This is a genomic window from Ascidiaceihabitans sp., from assembly GCF_039986515.1.
GTDB lineage: Bacteria > Pseudomonadota > Alphaproteobacteria > Rhodobacterales > Rhodobacteraceae > Ascidiaceihabitans.
On record NZ_JBDWQO010000007.1, the window covers coordinates 260,700 to 283,206 of the forward strand.

Here is a 22,507-nt window from a genome sequence, read left to right on the forward strand (position 1 = left end):
GGGGCCAGCCCCCGTCCTGCGGACTCCCCCGGGATATTTTTAGCGAAAAGAAGCGGGGAACATCTTGTGAACACGGGTTTTCCTTTTTTTGAATTGGCGTTACATTATCGCCATGAGCAGTTTTGATGAAATGGACGCCTTTGATGGCGCGTCTTTGTCCGCCCGCGCCATGGCTGCGCGTCCGCAACCCTATCTGGACGGGTTGAACCCCGCACAGCGGGCCGCCGTCGAGCAGATGGACGGTCCTGTTTTGATGTTGGCAGGCGCTGGCACTGGCAAAACAAAAGCTTTGACTGCACGCATTGTGCATTTGATGAATACGGGCCGTGCACGTCCCAATGAAATTCTGGCAGTTACGTTTACCAACAAAGCCGCGCGTGAAATGAAAAACCGCGTCGGCGGCATGTTAGGCCAACAGATCGAAGGCATGCCGTGGCTTGGCACATTTCACGCAATTTGTGTGAAGCTTTTGCGCCGACATGCTGAACTTGCCGGATTGAAAAGCAACTTCACGATTTTGGATACGGATGACCAGTTGCGCTTGCTCAAACAGCTGGTGTCTGCCGCTGGCATTGACGACAAGCGTTGGCCTGCGCGCATGCTGGCTGGCATTATCGACGATTGGAAAAACCGCGCATTGACGCCAGATAAAATTCCGGCAGCTGACGGCGGTGCCTACAACCATAAAGGCCCGGAATTATACGCCCAGTATCAAGCCCGCTTGCTGGAGCTGAACGCCACAGATTTTGGCGATTTGCTACTGCACATGGTCACGATTTTTCAGACCCATGGCGATGTTCTGTCGCAATACCAGCGTTGGTTCAAATACATCCTTGTGGATGAATATCAAGATACGAATGTCGCGCAATATCTGTGGCTTAGGCTGCTTGCCTCGGGTCACAAAAACATCTGCTGTGTTGGCGACGATGACCAATCTATCTACGGGTGGCGCGGGGCAGAAGTGGGCAATATCCTACGCTTTGAAACCGACTTTCCCGGATCGCACGTGGTGCGTCTGGAACAAAACTACCGCTCCACGCCCCATATTTTGGGTGCTGCGTCCGGGGTTATCGAAGGCAACGCAGGACGGCTTGGCAAAACCTTATGGACCGAAGAAACCGACGGCGAAAAGGTGCGTTTGATTGGTCATTGGGACGGTGAGGAAGAGGCGCGTTGGATTGGCGACGAGATAGAGGCGTCCCAACGCGGTACGCGGGGCATGGCCCCTATGTCGCTGGACCATATGGCCATTTTGGTCCGTGCGTCACATCAGATGCGTGCCTTTGAAGATCGATTTTTGACAATAGGCCTGCCGTACCGTGTGATTGGGGGGCCACGCTTTTATGAGCGCATGGAAGTCCGCGATGCCATGGCATATTTTCGCGTTGTAACAAGTCTCGATGATGATTTAGCGTTTGAGCGCATCGTGAATACACCCAAACGGGGCCTTGGCAATGTCGCACAAAAGAAAATCCAACAAGCTTCTAAGGAGAATGGTGTAAATTTTGTGGAAGCCGCACAAATTGCTTTGGATCGTGGGATATTAAAAAATCGAAAGTTGGAAGAATTGGTCAACGGTTTCGTTAGATGGCGACAAATGAACCGCGATCCTCGATACAATTTGACTGAGGTTGCCGAAACCATTTTAGATGAATCTGGTTATATTGATTCATTTTTTATTCCTCAAACCGACGCTGAAATTGCGAAGGGCGTTGAACGAAAGTACAAAGATACAGAGGCTGGTGGTCGGCTTGAAAACCTGAAGGAGTTAGTGAAATCCCTCAGCGAGGAAGAGAGTATGCAAGGCTTTCTCGAAAGAGTCGCACTCATAATGGATAACAACACCGATAATAGTGAACCAAAAGTGTCCATCATGACGCTGCACGCGGCCAAAGGGCTTGAATTTCCCTGTGTGTTTTTGCCCGGCTGGGAAGACGGGTTGTTTCCATCGCAGCGTTCAATGGATGAAAGCGGGCAAAAGGGGCTCGAAGAAGAACGGCGTCTGGCTTACGTGGGCATCACCCGCGCAGAGGAGTTGTGTACGATTTCCTTTGCCGCCAATCGCCGCGTGTTCGGGCAATGGCAATCAAGCTTACCGTCGCGTTTCATTGATGAGCTGCCTCAGGAACATGTCGATGTTCTGACCCCTCCGGGGCTGTATGGCGGTGGGTTTGGTGCTGCCGCCCCCCAAGCAGAGGTGCAGTCGAATTTGCATCAGGCGGCTTCTGAGGCGAATGTATACAATTCGCCCGGATGGCGCAGGTTGCAGGCGCGGTCACAACAGCGTCCTGTCAGTCAACCCGCCGAAAGCAAAAACACCATCATCGATATGACCGCAGTCAGCAGCTTTACAGTGGGCGAACGCGTGTTTCATCAAAAGTTCGGTTATGGCGCCGTTTTGGAAATTGAAGGCGACAAGCTGGAAATCGAATTTGAAAAGGCAGGCACCAAGAAGGTTGTGGCCAAGTTCATCTCTGGCGTGGATGACATCCCGTTTTAGATGTCCGTGGCGGCAGTCTCTGCGTCAAAGACAGCCATCATTTGGGCACGCAGGCGCGCCATATCTTCGTCCGGCGTGGCGTCCGGGTCGCAATGAAACGGCGGTAGAACCTTTAACGTGACTGTGCCGCTCAAGGGGAAAAACCGCCCCTTTGGCAGTAAACGGTCTGAATTCAGAATAAGAATAGGCCGGATCGTACGCCCCGTTTCGCGGGCCACCAAAACAGCGCCGGCTTTGAATTCCCCCAAGGATTGCGTCTTTGTGCGTGTGCCTTCGGGAAACAGCACCACAGAGCGGCGCGGTGGCATGGTTCCCACGGCTTCTGATAGCGTTTCCATCGCAACCTTGCCGCTGCGACGGTCGATTTCGACCAGTCCTGCGCCTTTGAAACCGGTGCTGAGAAGTTTGGCGTCGCACAGTTCTTTTTTGGCCGCGAATGTGAACCATTTCTGATCCGGCACCGCGTCCATCAGGGTGAATCCGTCCAGATGGCTGCGGTGGTTGATAACAATCACGCTGTTTTCGTCGGCCGCCAAAGCGTCTCTTTCCGCCTGTGTGATGGCGACTTTGATGCTGAGGAGGTTCAGCAGCCGCGTGCAGGCCCGTTTCACAGTGCGCCAATACCAGCCGCGAAAACCGGGGCGGCGGGCACAAAGCAGGGGCACAAACGCGATGAAGAGGAAATAGAACGGACCGGCGACACTCAAAAGGGCGCGTTTGAGCAGACGAACCGGGGTGGCGTCCACAGGGACGATCGCAGAGGGCTGTTCCTGTGACACGGGCAATCCTGACAAGTTATTGCGCAGGTCTGGCGCACAGCCTGCCGTATCAGTTAAGACGGCAGGGCTGCAATCTCTAATGCTAACGCAGGGTAAACTTGTCGGCTGTTATCCTAGGGTCAGGACCCTAGAGACATCTTGACCCTAGAAGATTTGTTCACCTTTTACGACGACCGTTTTGCCCGCCAGAACAACATCGTTCATGGCTTGGCCATCGGCGTTTGTGATGAGGGTGAATGTGTGTTTTTCGCCATTCAGCGTGATATGTGCCGTGTGGTAGATGCGGTGCAGCCCGTTGGAGGGCAGTGCAAATTCTTCAGGTTCTTCACCACCACCTGAAGCGCCTGAGCCGATTGTGCCCGCGACTTTTTCAGCGGCATGCGCCCCATGCAGGCCGCCTTCTATAATTTTTCCGCCTGTGCTGACGGTGTGATGCCAGATTGTTTTTCCTACGCTTCCCATGAAAATTCCTTTGAGTTCAAGTTGGTTAGAGTTCTTTGGTCAGCAGCGCATAGGGTTCGTCGTGCAAAGACATCCCCAACCGCTGCGCCCGTTTTTCGATTGAGGGCAAGGCCGTGAAGGCGGCCACATATTCAAACCCTTTTGCGCGTGCCAATCCCAGCAGTGCTGCGGTGATCTGATCTATGGCTGTCGCCACTTGTTTTGGGCGCGCGTCCGGGTTGGAGATGTAGTTCTCCAGATAGGCAACGCCTGCATCGGTTTGCATCAAAAAACCAGCGGCCACATCGTCAACGATGAAGCCTTTCATTTGCATATGGCGCTCTGAGATGCCGGGCCAGCCACGGGCTTGAAACCAGTTGTTCAGAGCGCCTAAGTCGCTCGTTTGCGTTGGACGCATGTCAGTGGATCAATTCACCCGCTTTGACGACAACTTTGCCTGCAACAACAACGTCATGCACGGCTTTGCCCGTTTCGTCGGTCACAACGCTGACGGCCTGTTCAACGCCATCAATGGTTAAATGTGCTGTGTGCGTGACAGTGTGGATAACTGTTTCACCAATATCTTCACCAACTTCTTTAATCTTTTTGAATACGATTCCCATAGGGATCTCCAATGTTTTGAATGTAAAAAAATAAACGTCTCAAATCGTAGTTCACGCTCGCACCGATGTGCTGTTTGGTCAATTCTAAAACAATGACAGACACAAATAAGGTCATGCCCGCCAAAAAAGCGGACTTGGATTAACTGTCTTTTCCCAAGCCTTCCAGCAACGGTACAAATCGCACGTCGCGCATTTCGTCGTACTCTAATCCGCTTTCGGTTTTGTGCACGCGGATCAGGCTTTGGACGGCGTCGCTTTGGCCAACAGGCACCACCATTATTCCACCCATTTTGAGCTGTGCCAGAAGGGGGCCGGGGGGGTCTTCTGCGGCGGCGGTGACGATGATCTTGTCGAAGGGCGCTTGGTCGGGCAAGCCAAAGCTGCCGTCGCCGGTGATGGCAGTGATGTTGTGCAGGTCAAGCGCGTCAAAGATGTCGCGTGCTTCGCGCACAAGGCGGCGGTGGCGGTCGACGGTATAGACGCGGCGCGCGAGTTTGGCGAGGATCGCGGCCTGATAGCCGGACCCCGTGCCCACTTCGAGCACCTTGTCGCGTGGGGTGATATTCAATGCCTGGCTCATCAAACCAACAACCGATGGCTGGCTGATGGTTTGTCCGCACGCAATTGGCAGCGGCATGTCCTCATAGGCGCGGTCGGTGAAAATGCCTTTCACAAAGGGGCCGCGATCAATCGCTTCCATGGCCTCAAGCACCCGTTTGTCTGTCACCCCCTTAGAGCGCAGATGGTAAAGGAACTGCATCTTTTGTTCCGCCTGAGACAGAGCACCGTCATCCGTCATGTGTTGAGGCTTTGCAGGCTGTCAAACGTGTCATGTGCCGTCAAATCGGCGCGCATCGGTGTGACCGAAATATACCCATCAAGGTTCACTGCGGCATCTGTACCCGGGGCGCATTCAGCACGTTGGTCACCGCCTTTGATCCAGAGAAACTTGCGTCCTGACGGCGCATGGTGGGGTTCTGTCGAGAAGCCCGTGTTTTCACGGCGCCCCTGTGCCGCAAGCCGGATACCTTTGACATCGGCGCCCATCACTGGCGGGAAATTGACGTTGTAGAACAAGGAATAATCATCGCGTTCTTGCGGGGCGGCGGCAAGTATTTTGCGCACGACATCGACGCCGTGCATCGCTGCGGCCTCAAACGGATTGTCTGTAGTGTTGTTGGCAGGCCCGTAGTATTGCGAAAGCGCTATAGCAGGCAGCCCTTGTAAGGCCGCTTCCATCGCGGCCCCGATGGTACCGGAATACAGCGTATTTTCGGCGGAATTGTTGCCGCGGTTGACACCTGAAAGTACAAGATCTGGCTTTGCGTTTTGCATCACTTCGTGCAGCCCCGCCAGAACGCAATCTGCTGGTGCGCCTTCACAGGCAAATCTGCGGGGGCCAAGTTCGGAAATCATCATAGGGTGTGTGTAGCTGACGCAATGCCCGACGCCTGATTGTTCAAACGCAGGGGCCACTGTCCAGACTTCGCCTTTTGGCCCCGCGATCTCGGATGCGATGGCGTGCATGATTTTTAGCCCCGGTGCTGCGATGCCGTCGTCGTTTGTAATGAGAATGCGCATTTGGGTCCCCTTTTGCATCTTGATAGGCGCGGCGGGGATACGCGGCAAGGGCAGGAGCCTCTGGCGGGGATTTTTTACGGAAAAAGACCTGTGCGGCGTTGCGTTTGGGACTCAGGCGTTTGGTCTTGTGGTGTGGTCGTGGTCTATTTGGAACGGTTTATATGCTGATATGTGCCAACAGCGCCTGTGCTTGTGACGCAGGCGTGTTCAAAGTGCTGCGGTCTTCGCCCGGATGAAAGCGTGCGCGGGTGCTTGTCGGCATTGGCTTCGGTGTCAGAATATGCACATGAGGTCCGGTTTTCTCGGTCTCGCGTTGCCAGCTCGTCGCCAAAGCAATTTGCGCGGCTTTTGTGGCTCCGTAGCTGCCAAAAAACTTTGCACCCGCGCATGGGTCGTCGAAGAACAATGCGTGTCCGGTGTCGCCCAGAAGGGGCGCAATGAACTGGATCAATGTTGCTGTCGCGGTGATGTTGCCTGTAATGGATTTCGCCAGATCTTTGCCGTCGATGTGGCTGGTAGGGGCAAGCGGGGCTGCGTGGATCGCAGTGTGCGCCCACACATCCAATGTGCCCCAACGGTCATGGATGCCGCGGCACAAGGTGGCCATCGCATCCGCGTTCGTCACATCCATCGGGGCCAGTGTGGCGCTGCCACCCTTTGCTTTGATCCTATCGTCCAGCTCTTCCAGTGCACCTGTGGTTTTGGCCACGGCAATGATGTGGTGCGTTGCGCAGAGGTCTTCTGCGAGGGCTGCGCCGAGGCCGCGAGAGGCGCCGGTTATAAGAGCTGTTTTTGTCATGCCTGCGTAGTGATGCGCTTTCGGCCCGTCGTCAAGCTTTGCTGCGGTGATAGGTCAGCGTCAGTGTGGCGCAGTGATGCAGCGCGTCTTCGGGCAGGGGGGCATCAAGGGGCAGCCAGATGGACCGTTTGCCTTTAAAGGTGAAGGTGTCGGGGTAGAGCGTGCGCATTGTTTCGGGCAAAGTGCTGTTGCAATTGAGGAATAGCCCCAAGGCGTCCGCGTGTCTTGGATGCCAGCAGGACCGCAGCGTGGAGCCAATGCGCGGCTTTGAAGGCAGCCATGCAGGTTCGTTCCATTTGGTGGTTTCCAGCAGGTCAACATCTGCGGAGCGGGCGGCATCGTGCACGATGCTGCGCAGTTCACGGAAGTGATTTTGTGCGGCTGTGGGCCAGTTTTGCAGGATGGCGGTGAAGTTTAGGGCGAGAGGGTGCATGAGACATGCTTAGTGGGGGCTGTTGTCAGTTTCTGGCAGTAATGAAATGATTTGGCCATTAGAGACAAATTACAGTAACGTTATTCCTACGAAAGTGAGGTGGTTATGCGATGGTGTTTGGTACTGAGTAGTGCGGTGTTATGTCTTGCGACTTCGGTTGCCGCGCAAAGCAAACGTGCATTGCGGATCGAGGCAGTTGAAGATCGGTTCATTGCCAAAGCGACCTGTACTATTGAGGGCCCGAACTATTCAAAGTCATTTGTTACGCCAAAAACGGTTCGATTGCCTGTTGGCCCAGATAAACGCTTTCTGGTTGATCGCATGACCTGTTCACTCAAGGGCCATTCTTTAACGTTGGACAAAATACCGTCTGCCCGCACAAGACATGTAAGCTTGTCGTTTCCAAAACCCGGCAGATCAAATTTGAAGCGGTTCGAGGTCACACGACTTGAAAACGGGTCAACATCTACCAAGGTTTTTGATGCAAGCAGCCCAGCATTGGCCCTTTACGATGCACGTGGGACACTACTGTTTTTTTACGTGAATGACGCCAAAGGTGTAACACGATTTGAGAGGAAACACCGTGATGCAGTAGAGTAGCTATAGTGCTATTCAGCCGCCTTCATCACAAAGCCATCGTCGATCTTATCCGCGGGGATAACCGGATATTCCCCCGAGAAGCAGGCGTCGCAATATTGTGGGCAGGCTTTGTCGCGCCCCTTGGCTTGGCCGACCGCGCGGTAAAGACCATCCAGTGAAATGAATTTCAGGCTGTCAACGCCAAGGTGGTCGCGCATTTCCTCTTCTGACATCGTGGCGGCCAGAAGTTTGTCGCGATCAGGCGTGTCGACGCCGTAGAAACATGGCCATGCAGTTGGGGGCGATGCGATGCGGAAATGGACCTCTGCGGCGCCGGCATCAAGGATCATTTCCTTGATCTTGCGACTGGTTGTTCCACGCACCACACTGTCGTCCACCAAGATCACGCGTTTGCCCTTGATCAGGGCGCGGTTCACGTTCAGCTTCAGGCGTACCCCCATGTTGCGGATGCTTTCCGTCGGCTCGATAAACGTGCGTCCCATATATTGGTTACGGATGATGCCCATGGCATAGGGGATGCCGGATTGAAGCGAAAAGCCAATAGCTGCGGGCGTGCCTGAATCGGGTACGGGGCAGACAAGGTCCGCCTCGACAGGGGATTCTTTTGCCAGTTCACGTCCGATGTTTTCGCGGGTCTCATAGACGGACCGTCCGCCAAGGATGCTGTCGGGGCGGCTGAAATAGACATGTTCAAAGATGCAGAACCTGGACGGTTGGCGGCGGAAGGGAAAGTGGCTTTGGACGCCGTGTTTTTCCGAAATGACAACCATTTCACCGGGTTCAATCTCGCGGACGAATTCCGCGCCGATGATGTCCAGCGCACAGGTTTCTGAACTTAGCGCCCAGCCGTCACCGACCTTGCCCAACACCAGCGGACGCACGCCCAAGGGATCGCGCACACCGATCAGTTTGGTGCGGGTCATAGCGACCACTGAAAACGCGCCTTCAACACGGCGCAAAGCGTCTTCCATGCGTTCAGGGATGTTGCGCTGCAAGGACCGCGCCATCAGGTGGATGATACATTCGCTGTCTGAGGAAGACTGAAAAATCGAACCCCGTTCGATCAGTTCACGGCGCAGTGCATTGGCGTTGGTGATGTTGCCGTTGTGGGCAATAGCGGCCCCGCCCATGGCGAATTCACCAAAGAATGGCTGCACATCGCGGATCGCGGTTTGGCCTTTTGATCCGGCAGTGGAATAGCGCACATGGCCGATAGCAAGGGGGCCGGGCAGGGTTTCCATCACTTTTTGCGAGGTGAAGTTGTCGCGCACATAGCCAAAGCGGCGCGCAGAGTTGAACCCCATTTCAGGGTCATGGCTTACGATGCCGCCTGCTTCCTGACCGCGGTGTTGCAGCGCGTGCAAACCAAGGGCCACAAAATTGGCGGCCTCTTTGGTGCCAAGGACGCCGAAAATTCCGCATTCCTCCTTGAGCTTGTCATCATCAAAGGGGTGTGCGGGAGGCATTAGATTGGACACAGCGGCAGCTCCGAATCCGGACAGGGAAGGTTCATCCCTCTGTTAAGGGGTTCGGGCGCGTATGTCACGGTGCGATGACAAAAAGGCAGGCTGTTAGCTGTCTCTAAAGAAATTGTGTTTAAGGCAGGGCAGACTTGATCATATTTGGAACGACTTATGCGCCCAGAGTTCACAAAATCTTCTAGCGATGCCGAAATGGCCAAAGCCATGGCCCAAATGGTCGATCGCACATATGCAGTGATCGAATTTGACGCCAGCGGCCATATTTTACAGGCCAATGACCTATTTTTGAGGGTCATGGGATACACAATGAATGAAATTGTGGGCGAACATCACAGAATTTTTGTCGATCCGGTATATGGCAGGTCTGTGCAGTATCGTGAATTTTGGGATTACCTCAATTCGGGCCAGACCCACCAAGGACAGTACGAACGCTTTACAAAACGGGGGCAGGCAATGTGGCTACAGGCGTCATATGCGCCGGTTTTTGCAGCTGATGGCTCTGTGTCTTCGATCATTAAACTTGCGTCGGATGTTACACAGCGGCGCAACGCTATGAACGCCATTTCTGCAGGGTTGTCGCAACTTGAGAATGGTGATCTGACATACCGGGTCCAAGTGACGCCCGACAATGAATTGTTTGATCTGGCCCGGGGCTACAATACCTCTATGGAACGATTGGAACATGTGTTCCAGACCGTAGGGAAGGTCGCCAAGGGATTGAACGTTGCAGCGGCGGACATTCTGAACCGTGCCAACGAAGCAGCTGACGCAGCCTTGCGCAATGCTGCGTCTTTTGAAGAAACCTCGGCAGAGGTTGATGTGGTCGCATCTTCCGTCACCAAGACTTCTGAAAACGCAGGACATGCGTTGAAAAATACGGAAAAAGCGGCACAGATCGCCGATTCCAGCGCAAGCACAATGGCGTGCGCCTTGGATGCAACCACTGAGATGCGCAAAGCGACAACGGAAATGTCGGAAATCAATGAGGTCATCGATTCTATAGCATTCCAAACCAATCTTTTGGCTTTGAACGCAGGTATTGAAGCTGCCCGCGCGGGCCAAAGTGGCGCAGGTTTTGCTGTGGTGGCCACTGAAATTCGAAATCTTGCGGGGCGGTCCCAAGATGCTTCTGGCAAAATTCAGGCTTTGATCGCACGCTCTGTCCAGCAAGCCAAGACCACCCAGAACCATGTCACGGAAAGCGAAGCCAATCTAAAAGATGTTCAGGAAAAATCTCGCCAAGTTGCTGAAGGCATGACACAGATTTCCAGAGAGGCAGGCGAACAGGCGGAACGCGTTGCAATGATCAATGCAGTTGTTCGTGATCTTGCCGCATCCAGCGAAAAAAGCGCTCAATCGGCGTCGGACAACCAAGGTTCCGTCGAGCGTCTCACACGTTACAGCCAGACCTTGAACCAAGAGCTTCGCAATTTCGGAGTGACGCAGGCGCAATCCGAGCGGTGATAGATGACTGCACAATAAAAAAGGCCGCGCTGATGCGCGACCTGATTAGAATAGTGCCAAGACGGTTTGTCTTTATTGGGGATCAGGGGCTTCGCAGCTGCTGATCAGGTTTTCGTATTGTTGAGTGATCCAACCGAATGCCTGTTCTGGTTCTTGATCTTGAATTTGGCCTGTGAAACGCCCGAAGACCGCGGCGGACCGGCTTTCGTCGACAACTGTAAATTCCTGTCCCGTGATTACGGTATCGTAGACGAAAAACGCGATGGCTACCAAAAGGATGCCGCGCAAAACACCGAAGAAGAACCCAAGGCCCTGATCAACACCGCCCAATGCGGAGCGTTGGATCAGAGAAGAAAACAGCGGTGTGAACAAAGACACAACGATCAGCGCCACGGCGAACACCAAGCCAAACGCGCTGATGATCCCCAATTCACAGCTGTCTGCAATGATGTCGCCCACGACAGGAATTTCGCGGACCAGCGGTTCAACTTTCGGTGCAAAAAGAAAACCCAGGATAGCGGCCAGAACCCAGCCGGCGATGGCCATGATTTCACGCATAAGACCACGGCCGTAAGCCAATAAGGCCGAGAGTATGATGACAATGGCGACGACGCCGTCAATGATGGTAAAACCTTCCATGGTTTTCTGCCCTTTTCTTGTTCTTATTTATCCGGCGCCGAAAATGTCACCAACAAACTGTGTTAAATCGCCCATCTGTCGCAAGGACATGCCAGTAACCTCTATAGGTTTTCCACCCGATGGCGCAATCGCGGTTGTGAAACCAAGTTTTTGCGCTTCTTTCAACCTATTTTCGGTCTGTGGGCCGGGACGCAGGGCGCCAGATAGGCTGATTTCTCCAAAAACAACGGCACCTTCCGGCAAAGGTGCGTCTTCACGCGCACTTAAAAGGGCGGCTGCCACGGCCAGATCTGCCGCAGGTTCGCTGATCTTCATACCGCCTGCAACGTTCAAATAGACGTCCAACCCCGCAAACGGGATGCCGCACCGCGATTCTAGAACGGCCAAAATCATCGCCAAACGACTGCCATCCCATCCCACAACGGACCGGCGCGGCTGCGAATGTGGGCTAGGGGCCACCAATGCCTGCAATTCAACCAACACGGGGCGTGTGCCTTCGACGCCTGCAAAAACGACCGATCCGGCGCTGGGTGTGCCGCGTTCGCTTAGGAAAAGGGCTGATGGATTTGTGACCTCGGCCAGACCTGATCCCGTCATTTCAAACACGCCGATTTCATCTGCAGGCCCGAAACGGTTCTTGACCGCGCGCAGAATGCGAAACTGGTGGCCGCGCTCTCCTTCGAAATAAAGCACGGTATCAACCATGTGTTCAACAACGCGTGGGCCGGCAATCTGTCCTTCTTTGGTGACATGACCAACCAGAATCACGGACATGCCGTTGCGTTTTGCAAATGTCGTCAGCTCATGTGCCGCGCTACGCACCTGACTGACAGAGCCCGGCGCACTGTCCACCGTGTCAGACCACATGGTCTGGATCGAATCGATGATCACAAGCTGTGGTTTTTCGTTTTCAAGCGTCGTGAGAATGTCACGCAAATTGGTTTCTGATGCCAATTGCACCGGCGCGTCCGTCAACCCAAGGCGCTGGGCGCGCATGCGGACCTGTGCACTGGCTTCTTCGCCTGACACATAGATGGTTTTTAAACCGGAACGTGCAAACTGCGCCGCACCTTGCAGCAAAAGCGTGGATTTTCCGATGCCTGGATCGCCGCCCACCAAAATGGCGGAGGCAGGCACCAAGCCGCCCCCTAAAACCCGATCCAGTTCGTCAATTCCGGATCGCGTGCGCGGCGGCGGGGCTTCTTTGGTGGCGAGATCGGTCAATTGTACCGTGCTGCCGCGCCGTGCGCCCAGGGATTTTCCCGATGGGCCGGACTTTGACAGCCCCTTGTCTTCGACAATGGTGTTCCATTCGCCGCAACCGTCGCACCGCCCGGACCATTTGGTGTAGCTGGACGCGCAAGCAGAGCAGGTGAATGTCGTTGATGATTTGGCCATGGCGCCTTTTGCCTTAAGCAAGGAAGGGGGTCAAAGGCTTATTCGGCTGCTTTTGGTGGTAGTTCCACAACGGTATTGTCCGTGCGCACAATGGTTTCGAGACCAAGTTCCGGCAGCGCCCCACGCAATTCATCCCGCAAACGATCTAATTGTGCGGCAGCGACGCTTTCTTCAAGCTCAATTTCATGAAGCCAGTGTTTCAATTCTGTGCTGACGGCTTTGGCTTCTGCCAGACGCGTGTTGAATTGTTGCACTTCAAACTGTCGTTCTTTCAAGAAGGCCCGCGCCCGCGTGACGCGATCATCTGAATATACTTCTGCAAGTTCTTTCGAAATGTGCGACATTTGTGCTGCAATCTCAAGCACTTCAGGTTCTAAAGACGACAGATCTGGATGATCGCGCAGATAGGCCAAGCGTTCTTTGATGGCGTCAAACTCCGAACTGATCCGAAAAACATCACCCCGATCCGCCGCGTGAACCGCCCCATACGCGCGGGCCACGTCCTGCATGCCAATGGCAAACTGGCGGTGGGAATTTTCCAAAGCCATTATGCGTCTGTTCGAGGGCAGGAAGAAACACAAGGCCACGGCCAACACGGTGGCGGTGATTTGCACATACATGCCGGCATTGTCGACGAATTCACCATTCCAGATTGCGTTGACTTCCAACCAAGGCAACAGCCCAAGGACAGCAAGACCCGTTACAGTAACAAGTGCCAAGGCGGTGAAGGCAAAGCAAGCCAAGGCAACGCGTTGCATTAAAAACTGCACCAGATAAAAAACACCACGCACATGCGTCACGACCGTCTTCCCCCCAGAAGATAATTTCGTAGGCAAACATACGCCGATTAACCATCTTCACGAAGGGGAAAACCAAGAAATCTACACCAACCCGCTAAAACGTGATCATTTTGAAGAAATTTTTAAGGTGATTGTTTCAACTTCCGCGTCAATCCTTTGGTCGCTTTTGCAATTGTTCACTGAGCCAACTGATCAAGATTGAGGCAAGGATGAGCACGGTAAACAAATACAGGCCCCAGGCTGTTTCTATGCGCCCAATCCCGATGCCTTTTGAAAGTGTGATGTAGACCGCGATTAGAAATATGTCGGCCATCGCCAGTTTCCCCATCACGTGGATGGCGGGTAAAGTGCGCGTACTCAGAAGGTCAAAATGCAATAAAGCCAGCAGGATCGTTTTGAGATACGGCGCAAAAAGCGCAAAAACCGTAACGACAAGCGCCAGAAAAACATCGCTGCCCCAAAGCGACTGCAAGCCTGTTACTACACTGATTTCATTCAAACTGAACAGCGGCAGGACACCGGCGCGCATCAGTGGAGCGAACCATGCCACAGGATAAAGCACCAGCAAACTCAGATTGGCACAGCGCAGGAAGGTCAGAACGATGGGGCGTTGCATTGGGTTCAGGCCTTAGACGGGGTCAAAAACGGGTTCATTTGGAGGGGTATGAAAGGTTTTCGGCGTCGAACATGCATCTTTGATACTTTTTAACGTACCGATTCAATAGGGCCCTCGGCACGGCCATGGATAAACTGATCCAGATATGGATCGCCGGCCGCGTCAATGTCTGTCGCAGGACCCGCCCACTGGATAACCCCGTTGTGCAACATCGCCACTGTATCCGCGATGGCGCGCACCGACGTCATGTCGTGGGTGATTGTCATGGTCGTCGCCTTCATTTCCGTCACAATTTCGCGGATAAGATCGTTGATGACACCGGCCATGATCGGGTCCAGACCTGTTGTTGGTTCGTCAAAAAATATGATCTCGGGTTCGGCAGCAATGGCCCGCGCCAGCCCCACGCGTTTTTGCATGCCACCGGACAGCTCTGCCGGTAGACGGTCCGCAACATCAGGGGTAAGCCCGACGCGGCGCAGTTTCTCGATCGCAATGGCGCGGGCTTCGTCTTTGGGTTTTTTCAAGCTGCCCCGCAGCAAACGAAACGCAACATTTTGCCAGACCGGCAAGCTGTCGAACAGCGCAGCCCCTTGAAACAACATTCCGAATTTGGCCAGAAAGGCATCCCTTTCTGTTTTGGTTACATCCTGCCCATCGACAGTGATTGTGCCTTGATCGGGTGTGACCAACCCCAGCACGGACTTGATTGTGATCGATTTGCCGGTGCCGGACCCCCCAATGATCACCATGGATGTGCCGCGTTCGACCTTTAGATCAACACCGCGCAATACATGATTGTTTCCAAAGGATTTATGGACATTTTCAAGTTTGATCATAGCGAGAAAAACACCCCAGTCAGCACAAAGTTGGCTGCAAGAATGAGGATCGCTGCAGCTTCGACTGACCCTTTGGTTGCGCGTCCAACCCCTTGGGCGCCGCGACCGGAGTTCATACCGTAGTAACACCCCATCGTGGCTGCGATAAATCCAAAGACCCCACCTTTGACCAGCGACGATCCAATATCGCGCAGTTCCAGAAAATCGACGGTGTTTCGGATGTAGGCCGCAGGATTGAACCCAAGCGTGCCTGTGGCCACGGCGTAGCCTCCGAAGATGCCGATGATGTCACCGACGGCGACCAGCGCAGGCACTGTCAGCGTGGCGGCAACGACGCGCGGCACAGTCAGATATTGCATGGGATGCGTTGACAGCGTCACCAATGCGTCGATTTGTTCGGTGACTTTCATGGTCGCGATTTCGGCGGCGATAGATGATGTGACCCGTGCGGCAATCATCAATCCCACCAGAACCGGCCCAAGTTCTCGGACCATGCCGATGGCCACAATTTGTGGCACCACGGCTTCTGCGTTAAAACGCGCCCCGCCTGCATAAATTTGCAAGGCCAACGCACCGCCTGTGAACACCGCCGTCAGGCCCACGACGGGCAATGACAGCCAGCCAATATTCAGTAAGGCAACGGCCAGTTCGCGCAGATAAAAGGGGGGGCGCACCATATGGCTTAACGTCGAGAAAGCGAACAAAGTCACGCGCCCGATTGCGCCCAACAGCCCCAAAGCAGAACGTCCTATGCCCGCAAGCCAGATCATTCCGTGTAGGTCCTGTGGTATCTGTGGCCCATTGATGTCAGGATTTCATAACCGATGGTGCCTGCACAAGCTGCCAGATTATCCACGGTTTGGTTTTGTCCCAACAGCTGCAATGTCTGTGACGCGTGGGGTGCATCTGTGATGTCGACTGTGATCATGTCCATAGACACACGGCCAATCACGGGGACTTCGACCTGACCGGCGTACATGGATGCACCGTCCCCGATGGCGCGGATCAAGCCATCGGCATATCCTGCGGCCACGGTTGCAACCAGACTGGGGCGTGTAGCCACCCATGCATTGCCGTACCCAACGCTTTCTCCGATGGCGACCTCGCGGGTCTGGATTACGGGAACATCCAGTGTCACGACGGGCGCTGCATCTGCAAACGGCGCACCGCCATATAGGCCGATCCCGGGGCGGGTCATGTCGAAATGATAATCGGATCCAAGCAGAATTCCGCCTGTGGCAGCCAAGGACCGTGGCGCGTCTATGCCGTCTGTCATTTCGACAAAGCTGCCAAGTTGTTGCGCGTTCATCGGATGGGCAGGGTCATCTGCACAGGCCAGATGAGACATAATCAACGTGGGGTTTTGCGCCAACGCAATATCGCGCAGCGCAGACCATTCGCTTGGTTCCATGCCCAGCCGGTTCATCCCTGTATCAAGCTGCAACCCGAAGGGGGCACCGGGCAGGGCTTCTACGTGGCGTAGCATCTGGTCAACCGAATTGATCATCGGCGTCAGGTCAGCGTCGCGGATCACGTCTGTGTCGCCGGCCATATGCCCTGAAAACACATTGATTGTCGGACCGGGGCCAAGGGCTGTGCGCAAAATGGCACCTTCTTCGGCGGCTGCGACAAAGAAGGTGCGTGCACCGGCTTTGGCCAAAGCGCGTCCGACCGACGGCGCACCCAATCCATATCCGTTGGCTTTGACCACGGCGGCGGTGTCGACCTCTGTCATAGCGTCCAGCGACGTCCAATTGGCGACCAAAGCGCCCAGATCAATTGTTAAATGTGCAGTGCTCATGACCTGCGTTGTGACATGTGTGGATTTGCGGTCAAGTGGATTTAAGCTTGCACCTAAGCGCTCAAAGTCAGAATTCCTGATCGTCGCCTTGGTTCAGGTATTGGGGGGCCAGATTTCCAAACCGGGTAAAGCGGCCTTCAAACGACAAATCAACGGTGCCGATTGGACCGTGACGCTGTTTGCCAATCACAACTTCGGCGCGGCCGTGTAGGCGCTCCATTTCTTCTTGCCAAGCTGCCATGGCTTCAAGATCGTGATCGCCGGGTTTCTCGCGTTCTTTGTAATATTCTTCGCGGAACACAAACATGACCACATCCGCATCCTGTTCGATAGAGCCGGATTCACGCAAATCCGAAAGCTGCGGGCGTTTGTCTTCGCGGTTTTCGACCTGACGCGACAGCTGGGACAGTGCGATCACTGGGATGTCCAGTTCCTTGGCGATGGCCTTTAGACCCATCGTGATTTCGGAAATCTCGTTCACACGGTTTTCCGACCGACCCGTGCCGCGCACAAGCTGAAGATAGTCGATGATCAGCAAATCAAGACCGTGGGTCCGCTTCAGACGCCGTGCACGTGCTGCCAATTGGCTGATCGGCAAAGCAGGGGTGTCATCAATGAACAGCGGGCAGGCCTCTAGTGCTTTTGCCGCGTCCACGAAACGCCGGAATTCGCCTTCAGTCATGTCGCCTGACCGAATTTGTTGGCTGGGGATTTCTGAGGCTTCGGACAGGATACGGGCAGCAAGCTGTTCGGCGCTCATTTCCAGTGAATAAAAGCCCACGACACCGCCGTCTACCGCACCTTCCGTGCCATCTGCCGTCAGTCCGCGCCGATAGGCTTTGGCGACATTAAAAGCAATGTTGGTGGCCAGAGAGGTTTTGCCCATGGATGGGCGTCCGGCCAGGATCAGCAAGTCGGAGCGGTGCAACCCGCCCAGCTTTTTGTCCATGTCGATCAGGCCAGTTGAGACACCCGACAAGCCACCATCACGTTGGTAAGCTGCGTTTGCAACATTCACTGCGTCCGTTACGGCCTTGAGAAAGCTTTGAAATCCGCTTTCCACCTGGCCTTGCTCTGCCAGCTTGTACAGGTGTTGTTCAGCCTCCACGATCTGTTCGCGTGGCTCGGATGCGACGTCAATTCGCGCCGCTTTCGCTGAAATATCGCGCCCTAACAGGATCAGATCGCGGCGGGTGGACAGATCATAGATCATCTGGGCGTAGTCGCGCACCGCGTAAGATGAAATCGCAGCCCCCGCAAGGCGGGCCAGATAGGCGGGACCGCCAAGTTGTTTCAGGCCTTCGTCGTCTTCCATAAAGGACTTCAACGTCACGGGGCTGGCCAAATTGTTTTTGGCAATCCGCGCCGCAGCGATGTCAAAAATCCGCGCGTGCACGGGTTCATAAAAGTGTTTTGGCCCGATGATCGACGCCGCGCGGTCATAGACGTCGTTGTTGGTCAGAATTGCACCTAGAAGCTGTTGTTCAGCTTCGATGGAATGGGGCATGGTTTCGGCCGCTTCAACCTGCGGACTGTCACCGGAAAAACTGCTGATTTCGTTCATGTGCCCCACCTTTTTTGATCGCCTTCCCCCCGGAACGCGTTGTTGCACCTTCTACAATCACGCCCGCGTGGGGCGCAAATTGTATAACCTGTGGATAAGTGAACGCTTACAGGATGTAGGGGGTAAATGCACGCATTACCCCTAGATGCAGCGAAAATAATCTATTTTTTGTTGGCGTCTTGCCATTCACGAGGGTTGTTCAAAAAGGCTTCCACTCCCGTAATGGTGGCGTCGTCAAAAGCGCCAGAAGCTTTGGCCTCTGCCAGAACGTCCCACCATGTGCAAAGGTAGTGCAGGCCAACCCCATGATCGCCAAGCGTCTTTTCGGTTTCGGGGAAGATACCATAGTAGAAAATCACCGCTGTGTGCGCACAGGTTGCTCCGGTGTCGCGAATCGCATCGACAAATGACAGTTTTGAACCACCGTCCGTGGTCAGGTCTTCGACCAACAAGACCCGTTCACCTTCGGACATTGCCCCTTCGATGCGGGCATTGCGACCGTAGCCTTTGGGCTTTTTGCGCACATATGTCATTGGCAGAGCCATGCGTTCCGCGACCATTGCCGCAAACGGAATCCCTGCAGTTTCGCCACCGGCAATGTTATCGAACGCTTCAAAACCTGCGTTGCGCATCACTGTTACCGTCAAAAAATCCATCAATGTGCTACGGATTCGTGGATAGCTGATCAATTTGCGGCAATCGATGTACGTTGGGCTGGGCAGGCCCGACGCCAATGTAAACGGGTCTTCGGTGTTGAAATGTACCGCTTTGATTTCTAGCAACATACGTGCCGTCAGGCGGGCCATTTCTTGCGCTGTGGGGTAGCTGGTGGGGATCATCAGAGAAACTTTCGTATGGTGCGCCGGTTGGAGCCTCCGGCGGAGGTTTATTTTGCGAGATGAAGCAGGATCAGGTCACACGCCAATGGAGCGGGTAGCCGGGATCAAAGACTGTGACCGGGCCTTCGTCGGTGTCCACGTGGCCCGGATAGGCAATAACGTCGCCTTTTGTCAGCGTGATTGTGTCTGTATTTGCTGGCAGCCCGTAGAACGCAGGGCCGTGCAAGCTGGCGAAGCCTTCCAGATGTCCCAGCTTGTCTTCTTCTTCAAAGACCTGTGCCAGAATTGACATCGTATTTGGCGCAGTGAAACAGCCTGCGCAGCCGCATGGCAGCAACTTGTTGGCGTCGGTGTGTGGTGCGCTGTCTGTCCCAAGAAAGAAGCGCATTTCACCTGATGTCGCAGCGTCGCGCAGTGCCAGACGGTGTTCTTCGCGTTTGGCCACAGGCAAGCAGTAGTAGTGCGGCTTGATTCCACCTGCCAGAATGTGATTGCGATTGATCACCAAATGGTGGGTTGTGATTGTCGCACCAAGGTTTGGCCCTTGGGCGCGGGCATAATCGACTGCGTTTTTTGTTGTGATGTGTTCCATCACAACTTTCAGGTCCGGCGTTGCTTTGCGGATCGGATCCAAAACGCGGTCGATAAAGACGGCTTCGCGGTCGAAAATGTCGATGTCATGATCTGTTACTTCGCCGTGCACACACAAAGGCAAGCCGATTTCTGCCATCTTTTCCAGTGTGGGGCGCACATTTTCAAAACGGCTGACCCCGGAAGCGGAATTGGTTGTGGCGCCTGCCGGGTAAAGTTTGACAGCATTGATCAGACCGGATGCATAGGCCGCGGCCACATCTCCGGGATCGGTGTCTTCGGTCAGATACAGCGTCATCAGGGGGGTGAAGGCGCTGCCTTTTGGCAAAGCTGCCAAAATCCTGTCCTTGTATGCAGCGGCTTGCGCGCCTGTGACAACTGGCGGCACGAGGTTTGGCATGATTATCGCACGGCCAAAATGTGCGGCGGTATGGGGCAAAACGGCTTGCATCATCGCGCCATCGCGCAGATGCAAATGCCAATCATCGGGGCGACGAAGCGTAAGCGTTTGTGTCATGGTGGCGCGTTAGCACGGCAACTGTGCTGAGGCCAGAGCTTTACGCTTGTGGCGATGTGTCTGCGGCATCGTCATGAGCGCTATTTTGGGGGGGCGTCCAGTTCCGCCAAACGCCGCGCAAATCGGGGCGCTTTGGTTCGAGACGTCACATTCTTGCAAATCATACGCGTCAATGCGAACCGTTCGTCGCGATCGGTGACTGCCATTAACGTACGTAGATATCCACGGTTGTCCCGCCGTGCGCGGTACATTTTTGCAAAGCTTTCTGTGTCCAGCTTGCCTGCGTTCGCTTTGGAAATGACCTGAAACAGAATGTTCATTTCCATCATTTGGCTTTGCAAAGCTGCCCCCATAAAACGCATCCGGAATTTGGATACGTTCGGGCGGGTGAACAGCGCCGCATGCATCGCATCCAGCGGGTCGTTGGAATCGTAGAACACAAATGCAGCGTCGGCCGCATCCAGCATATCGGGGGCGTAACCGTAACGGTTTGTAAAGCTCACGCGGCGATGGTCTGTAAAGCGGTCGTCCCATTCGGTGACGCGGGGGTCCAAAGTGGCTTGCGGTTGTATCGCCACAACACGCGCCCCCGGGGAGGCCACAGAAAACGCGGAAGCCGCATAACCACAAGGGCCCGCGCCGTAAAAAATCACCTGTGAGAAGTCGTCGAAAAAACCGTCGTCGATCAATGCATCAAAGTGACCGTAGACCTTTCCGTCGCGGAACCATGTGTCGCCATCGCTGACCAGGCACAAATGCGACCACCCCATGCTGGCAACCATATCCCAGCCCAAAGGCAGGGCGTTTTCACGCAAGCCACGGATGCCTTGTACCGTCTCAAAAGTCACCAGCAACGTATCGCTTTTTTGTACAAAGGCTGCGAAATGCTTGCGCCCTAACGCTTTGAAGTAGCCGTGTTCATTGGTAATTTCTGCAATACGCGTGACCCATGGACCTTTGGCCAGATCACCCAAAGGTGTCTCGAATGTTTGGGCATGGTCTTCCATGTGCGTCACGTCCTCAATCACAAAATCTCCCCTTTTGATGGGGATGGTTGCAATCAAGTTAGGCGTCGATTGGGGCATAAATTGGAACAATTTGTGCCAATTGCGGGCCATTTGCCGGTTACATGCGCTGTCGTATTTTAACTATTTTTGTTTCGCTTTGCGGGCCGCATTGGCAAAACCTACCATGAAACGGGCCGCCGATTTATTCACGGGCCGCGTCGGGGCCGCCATCAGCAAACGTCCGAACAAGGCGCGAAACGGTTCTTTCAACATCAGTTCTTCAAAGCGTTTGTGGCGCCACTGAACCGCTTTATTGTGCAGCGCGTCCAGCTTTTTGTCGCCTCGCAATTCCTGAACAACCTGAGCGCGTTTGGGCATGATCCGGGAAATGCTTGTGTCTGTGTCGGTGTTGAAATTCCTCTCGACCCAGTAATCGAGCCCCAGAATATCATCGGAATGCACCGCACGCCCCCGATCGGCTTTCACCACATAGCTTTCAAGAGCGCCCAAAGGATAATGGTTCAGCTGTGCCAAAGCATAATTTGATTGCCCGAAGTTTGAAAAAATGCGTTTGGTCTTGAACTGGTCTGGCAGGGCACGGCCTTCGCAATCGTACCAATGTGCCTGCGCCAGTTTCTTTTCATCGAGATTGCGGGGGCGGTGTACACCGACCTTTCGGTAGGTGCCGTTGTTGGCGTAAAGCGTTTTGAACATCGACGCCCGCCATGGCCATTGCAAAACCGCTGGGGCGCATTTGGTAAACTGATCCAGAACGGGCATGTCTTTGAAGCGGACAACGTCGCTGTTCCCGAACAAGCGCCAAGTAAGCGTTATGGCCGTCGCGTCTGGTAGTGCAGACAACAACGCGGGCAGAGTGCCATCACCGACGTGAATGTTGACGAATTCATCCACATCCAGTGGAAGTATCCAATCTGCTTGTTTGACGATGTCCAATTTATCGGCTTGCTTCAGCGCCGTGAACTGGATGCCGCCTTTGTCATAGGGGCCATCGTTGCGGATATGCGTGATCTGCCCCATATTGTGCAACCGGTCCAAAATGGCGTCGGTGCCATCTTGGCAATCGTTTGAGAAGACAAGAAAATCCGTAAACCCGACAGCCCGATGATGGGCCAACCATTCCAGCAGAAAGGCGCCTTCATTACGGACAGTCAAGATGGCAAGGAATTTCAATGGCTTG

23 protein-coding genes are annotated in these 22,507 nt (G+C 54.4%); 2 read left to right on the forward strand and 21 right to left on the reverse strand.

Translation table 11 applies throughout. The features are described from left to right. Positions 1-112: 112 nt before the first annotated feature. On the forward strand, positions 113-2,500 hold the full coding sequence (locus ABJL60_RS03925) for a UvrD-helicase domain-containing protein (protein ID WP_348374902.1): 2,388 nt from the start codon (positions 113-115) through the stop codon (positions 2,498-2,500). On the opposite strand, the gene ABJL60_RS03930 is transcribed toward ABJL60_RS03925, so the two are convergent. The 9 genes from ABJL60_RS03930 to purF all read right to left on the reverse strand — a co-directional run bounded on the left by ABJL60_RS03930 (position 2,497) and on the right by purF (position 9,222). Further along, a complete protein-coding gene (locus tag ABJL60_RS03930; protein ID WP_348374904.1) occupies positions 2,497-3,279 on the reverse strand; it encodes a lysophospholipid acyltransferase family protein in 783 nt (260 codons plus the stop codon). The two genes, ABJL60_RS03925 and ABJL60_RS03930, sit on opposite strands and share 4 nt — an antisense overlap. 144 nt (positions 3,280-3,423) lie before the next feature. Next, on the reverse strand, positions 3,424-3,741 hold the full coding sequence (locus ABJL60_RS03935; RefSeq protein WP_348286933.1) for a hypothetical protein: 318 nt from the start codon (positions 3,739-3,741) through the stop codon (positions 3,424-3,426). Positions 3,742-3,766: 25 nt separating this feature from the next. Beyond that, entirely contained in the window at positions 3,767-4,138 is a 372-nt protein-coding gene (locus ABJL60_RS03940; protein WP_348286935.1) for a hypothetical protein, read from the reverse strand. Position 4,139: 1 nt separating this feature from the next. Further along, a complete protein-coding gene (locus ABJL60_RS03945) occupies positions 4,140-4,343 on the reverse strand; it encodes a hypothetical protein (protein ID WP_348286936.1) in 204 nt (67 codons plus the stop codon). Positions 4,344-4,482: 139 nt separating this feature from the next. Beyond that, the gene (locus tag ABJL60_RS03950) at positions 4,483-5,142 is read right to left on the reverse strand and encodes a protein-L-isoaspartate(D-aspartate) O-methyltransferase (protein WP_348286938.1); all 660 of its coding nucleotides are present in this window, start codon (positions 5,140-5,142) and stop codon (positions 4,483-4,485) included. Continuing rightward, a complete protein-coding gene (gene surE, locus ABJL60_RS03955; protein WP_348286940.1) occupies positions 5,139-5,924 on the reverse strand; it encodes a 5'/3'-nucleotidase SurE in 786 nt (261 codons plus the stop codon). The genes ABJL60_RS03950 and surE overlap by 4 nt, the downstream gene beginning before the upstream one ends. A gap of 157 nt (positions 5,925-6,081) precedes the next feature. Next, positions 6,082-6,723, reverse strand: a complete 642-nt coding sequence (locus tag ABJL60_RS03960; RefSeq protein ID WP_348286942.1) for an SDR family oxidoreductase — start codon at positions 6,721-6,723, stop codon at positions 6,082-6,084. 31 nt (positions 6,724-6,754) lie between these two features. Then, positions 6,755-7,156 (reverse strand): DUF1801 domain-containing protein, encoded by a 402-nt coding sequence (locus ABJL60_RS03965; protein WP_348374906.1) that lies wholly within the window; start codon positions 7,154-7,156, stop codon positions 6,755-6,757. Positions 7,157-7,764: 608 nt separating this feature from the next. Then, positions 7,765-9,222: an amidophosphoribosyltransferase gene (gene purF / locus ABJL60_RS03970; RefSeq protein ID WP_348375359.1), complete on the reverse strand. Its 1,458-nt coding sequence runs from the start codon at positions 9,220-9,222 to the stop codon at positions 7,765-7,767. Positions 9,223-9,390: 168 nt separating this feature from the next. Between purF and ABJL60_RS03975 the strand changes: the two genes are divergently transcribed. Further along, on the forward strand, positions 9,391-10,701 hold the full coding sequence (locus ABJL60_RS03975) for a methyl-accepting chemotaxis protein (protein ID WP_348374908.1): 1,311 nt from the start codon (positions 9,391-9,393) through the stop codon (positions 10,699-10,701). Positions 10,702-10,773: 72 nt separating this feature from the next. Here the strand turns inward: ABJL60_RS03975 and ABJL60_RS03980 are convergent, their stop codons facing one another. From ABJL60_RS03980 to ABJL60_RS04035, 12 genes are all read right to left on the reverse strand, one after another. After that, positions 10,774-11,340: a CvpA family protein gene (locus ABJL60_RS03980; protein ID WP_108828735.1), complete on the reverse strand. Its 567-nt coding sequence runs from the start codon at positions 11,338-11,340 to the stop codon at positions 10,774-10,776. A gap of 27 nt (positions 11,341-11,367) precedes the next feature. Beyond that, entirely contained in the window at positions 11,368-12,738 is a 1,371-nt protein-coding gene (radA, locus tag ABJL60_RS03985) for a DNA repair protein RadA (protein ID WP_348374910.1), read from the reverse strand. A 38-nt stretch (positions 12,739-12,776) separates the two neighbouring features. After that, entirely contained in the window at positions 12,777-13,496 is a 720-nt protein-coding gene (locus ABJL60_RS03990) for a DNA repair protein (RefSeq protein ID WP_348374912.1), read from the reverse strand. Between the two features lie 190 nt (positions 13,497-13,686). Continuing rightward, positions 13,687-14,154 carry a paraquat-inducible protein A gene (locus tag ABJL60_RS03995; RefSeq protein ID WP_348286952.1) on the reverse strand — a complete coding sequence of 156 codons (468 nt, stop codon included), beginning with the start codon at positions 14,152-14,154 and terminating at the stop codon, positions 13,687-13,689. Positions 14,155-14,243: 89 nt separating this feature from the next. Continuing rightward, positions 14,244-14,990: an ATP-binding cassette domain-containing protein gene (locus ABJL60_RS04000; protein WP_348374913.1), complete on the reverse strand. Its 747-nt coding sequence runs from the start codon at positions 14,988-14,990 to the stop codon at positions 14,244-14,246. Beyond that, positions 14,987-15,760: an ABC transporter permease gene (locus ABJL60_RS04005; RefSeq protein ID WP_348374915.1), complete on the reverse strand. Its 774-nt coding sequence runs from the start codon at positions 15,758-15,760 to the stop codon at positions 14,987-14,989. The genes ABJL60_RS04000 and ABJL60_RS04005 overlap by 4 nt, the downstream gene beginning before the upstream one ends. Beyond that, complete coding sequence (gene alr / locus ABJL60_RS04010) at positions 15,757-16,791, reverse strand: alanine racemase (protein WP_348374917.1); 1,035 nt, start codon at positions 16,789-16,791, stop codon at positions 15,757-15,759. The genes ABJL60_RS04005 and alr overlap by 4 nt, the downstream gene beginning before the upstream one ends. 67 nt (positions 16,792-16,858) lie before the next feature. Then, complete coding sequence (locus ABJL60_RS04015; protein WP_348286959.1) at positions 16,859-18,355, reverse strand: replicative DNA helicase; 1,497 nt, start codon at positions 18,353-18,355, stop codon at positions 16,859-16,861. Between the two features lie 161 nt (positions 18,356-18,516). Beyond that, entirely contained in the window at positions 18,517-19,194 is a 678-nt protein-coding gene (locus ABJL60_RS04020; RefSeq protein WP_348286961.1) for an orotate phosphoribosyltransferase, read from the reverse strand. A gap of 70 nt (positions 19,195-19,264) precedes the next feature. Then, on the reverse strand, positions 19,265-20,302 hold the full coding sequence (pyrC, locus tag ABJL60_RS04025; protein ID WP_348374919.1) for a dihydroorotase: 1,038 nt from the start codon (positions 20,300-20,302) through the stop codon (positions 19,265-19,267). 80 nt (positions 20,303-20,382) lie between these two features. Beyond that, positions 20,383-21,330, reverse strand: coding sequence for a phosphoadenosine phosphosulfate reductase (locus ABJL60_RS04030; RefSeq protein ID WP_348286965.1), 948 nt, complete (start codon positions 21,328-21,330; stop codon positions 20,383-20,385). 120 nt (positions 21,331-21,450) lie between these two features. Continuing rightward, entirely contained in the window at positions 21,451-22,500 is a 1,050-nt protein-coding gene (locus ABJL60_RS04035; RefSeq protein ID WP_348374921.1) for a glycosyltransferase family 2 protein, read from the reverse strand. Between the last annotated feature and the right edge of the window lie 7 nt (positions 22,501-22,507).

Excerpts from the sequence above, each read along its gene's own strand:
- ABJL60_RS03925 (WP_348374902.1), top strand. The coding sequence starts at position 113 with ATGAGCAGTTTTGATGAAATGGACGCCTTTGATGGCGCGTCTTTGTCC.
- ABJL60_RS03935 (WP_348286933.1), bottom strand. The coding sequence starts at position 3,741 with ATGGGAAGCGTAGGAAAAACAATCTGGCATCACACCGTCAGCACAGGC.
- ABJL60_RS03940 (WP_348286935.1), bottom strand. The coding sequence starts at position 4,138 with ATGCGTCCAACGCAAACGAGCGACTTAGGCGCTCTGAACAACTGGTTT.
- ABJL60_RS03945 (WP_348286936.1), bottom strand. The coding sequence starts at position 4,343 with ATGGGAATCGTATTCAAAAAGATTAAAGAAGTTGGTGAAGATATTGGT.
- ABJL60_RS03950 (WP_348286938.1), bottom strand. The coding sequence starts at position 5,142 with ATGACGGATGACGGTGCTCTGTCTCAGGCGGAACAAAAGATGCAGTTC.
- surE (WP_348286940.1), bottom strand. The coding sequence starts at position 5,924 with ATGCGCATTCTCATTACAAACGACGACGGCATCGCAGCACCGGGGCTA.
- ABJL60_RS03960 (WP_348286942.1), bottom strand. The coding sequence starts at position 6,723 with ATGACAAAAACAGCTCTTATAACCGGCGCCTCTCGCGGCCTCGGCGCA.
- ABJL60_RS03965 (WP_348374906.1), bottom strand. The coding sequence starts at position 7,156 with ATGCACCCTCTCGCCCTAAACTTCACCGCCATCCTGCAAAACTGGCCC.
- purF (WP_348375359.1), bottom strand. The coding sequence starts at position 9,222 with ATGCCTCCCGCACACCCCTTTGATGATGACAAGCTCAAGGAGGAATGC.
- ABJL60_RS03975 (WP_348374908.1), top strand. The coding sequence starts at position 9,391 with ATGCGCCCAGAGTTCACAAAATCTTCTAGCGATGCCGAAATGGCCAAA.
- ABJL60_RS03980 (WP_108828735.1), bottom strand. The coding sequence starts at position 11,340 with ATGGAAGGTTTTACCATCATTGACGGCGTCGTCGCCATTGTCATCATA.
- radA (WP_348374910.1), bottom strand. The coding sequence starts at position 12,738 with ATGGCCAAATCATCAACGACATTCACCTGCTCTGCTTGCGCGTCCAGC.
- ABJL60_RS03990 (WP_348374912.1), bottom strand. The coding sequence starts at position 13,496 with ATGCAACGCGTTGCCTTGGCTTGCTTTGCCTTCACCGCCTTGGCACTT.
- ABJL60_RS03995 (WP_348286952.1), bottom strand. The coding sequence starts at position 14,154 with ATGCAACGCCCCATCGTTCTGACCTTCCTGCGCTGTGCCAATCTGAGT.
- ABJL60_RS04000 (WP_348374913.1), bottom strand. The coding sequence starts at position 14,990 with ATGATCAAACTTGAAAATGTCCATAAATCCTTTGGAAACAATCATGTA.
- ABJL60_RS04005 (WP_348374915.1), bottom strand. The coding sequence starts at position 15,760 with ATGATCTGGCTTGCGGGCATAGGACGTTCTGCTTTGGGGCTGTTGGGC.
- alr (WP_348374917.1), bottom strand. The coding sequence starts at position 16,791 with ATGAGCACTGCACATTTAACAATTGATCTGGGCGCTTTGGTCGCCAAT.
- ABJL60_RS04015 (WP_348286959.1), bottom strand. The coding sequence starts at position 18,355 with ATGAACGAAATCAGCAGTTTTTCCGGTGACAGTCCGCAGGTTGAAGCG.
- ABJL60_RS04020 (WP_348286961.1), bottom strand. The coding sequence starts at position 19,194 with ATGATCCCCACCAGCTACCCCACAGCGCAAGAAATGGCCCGCCTGACG.
- pyrC (WP_348374919.1), bottom strand. The coding sequence starts at position 20,302 with ATGACACAAACGCTTACGCTTCGTCGCCCCGATGATTGGCATTTGCAT.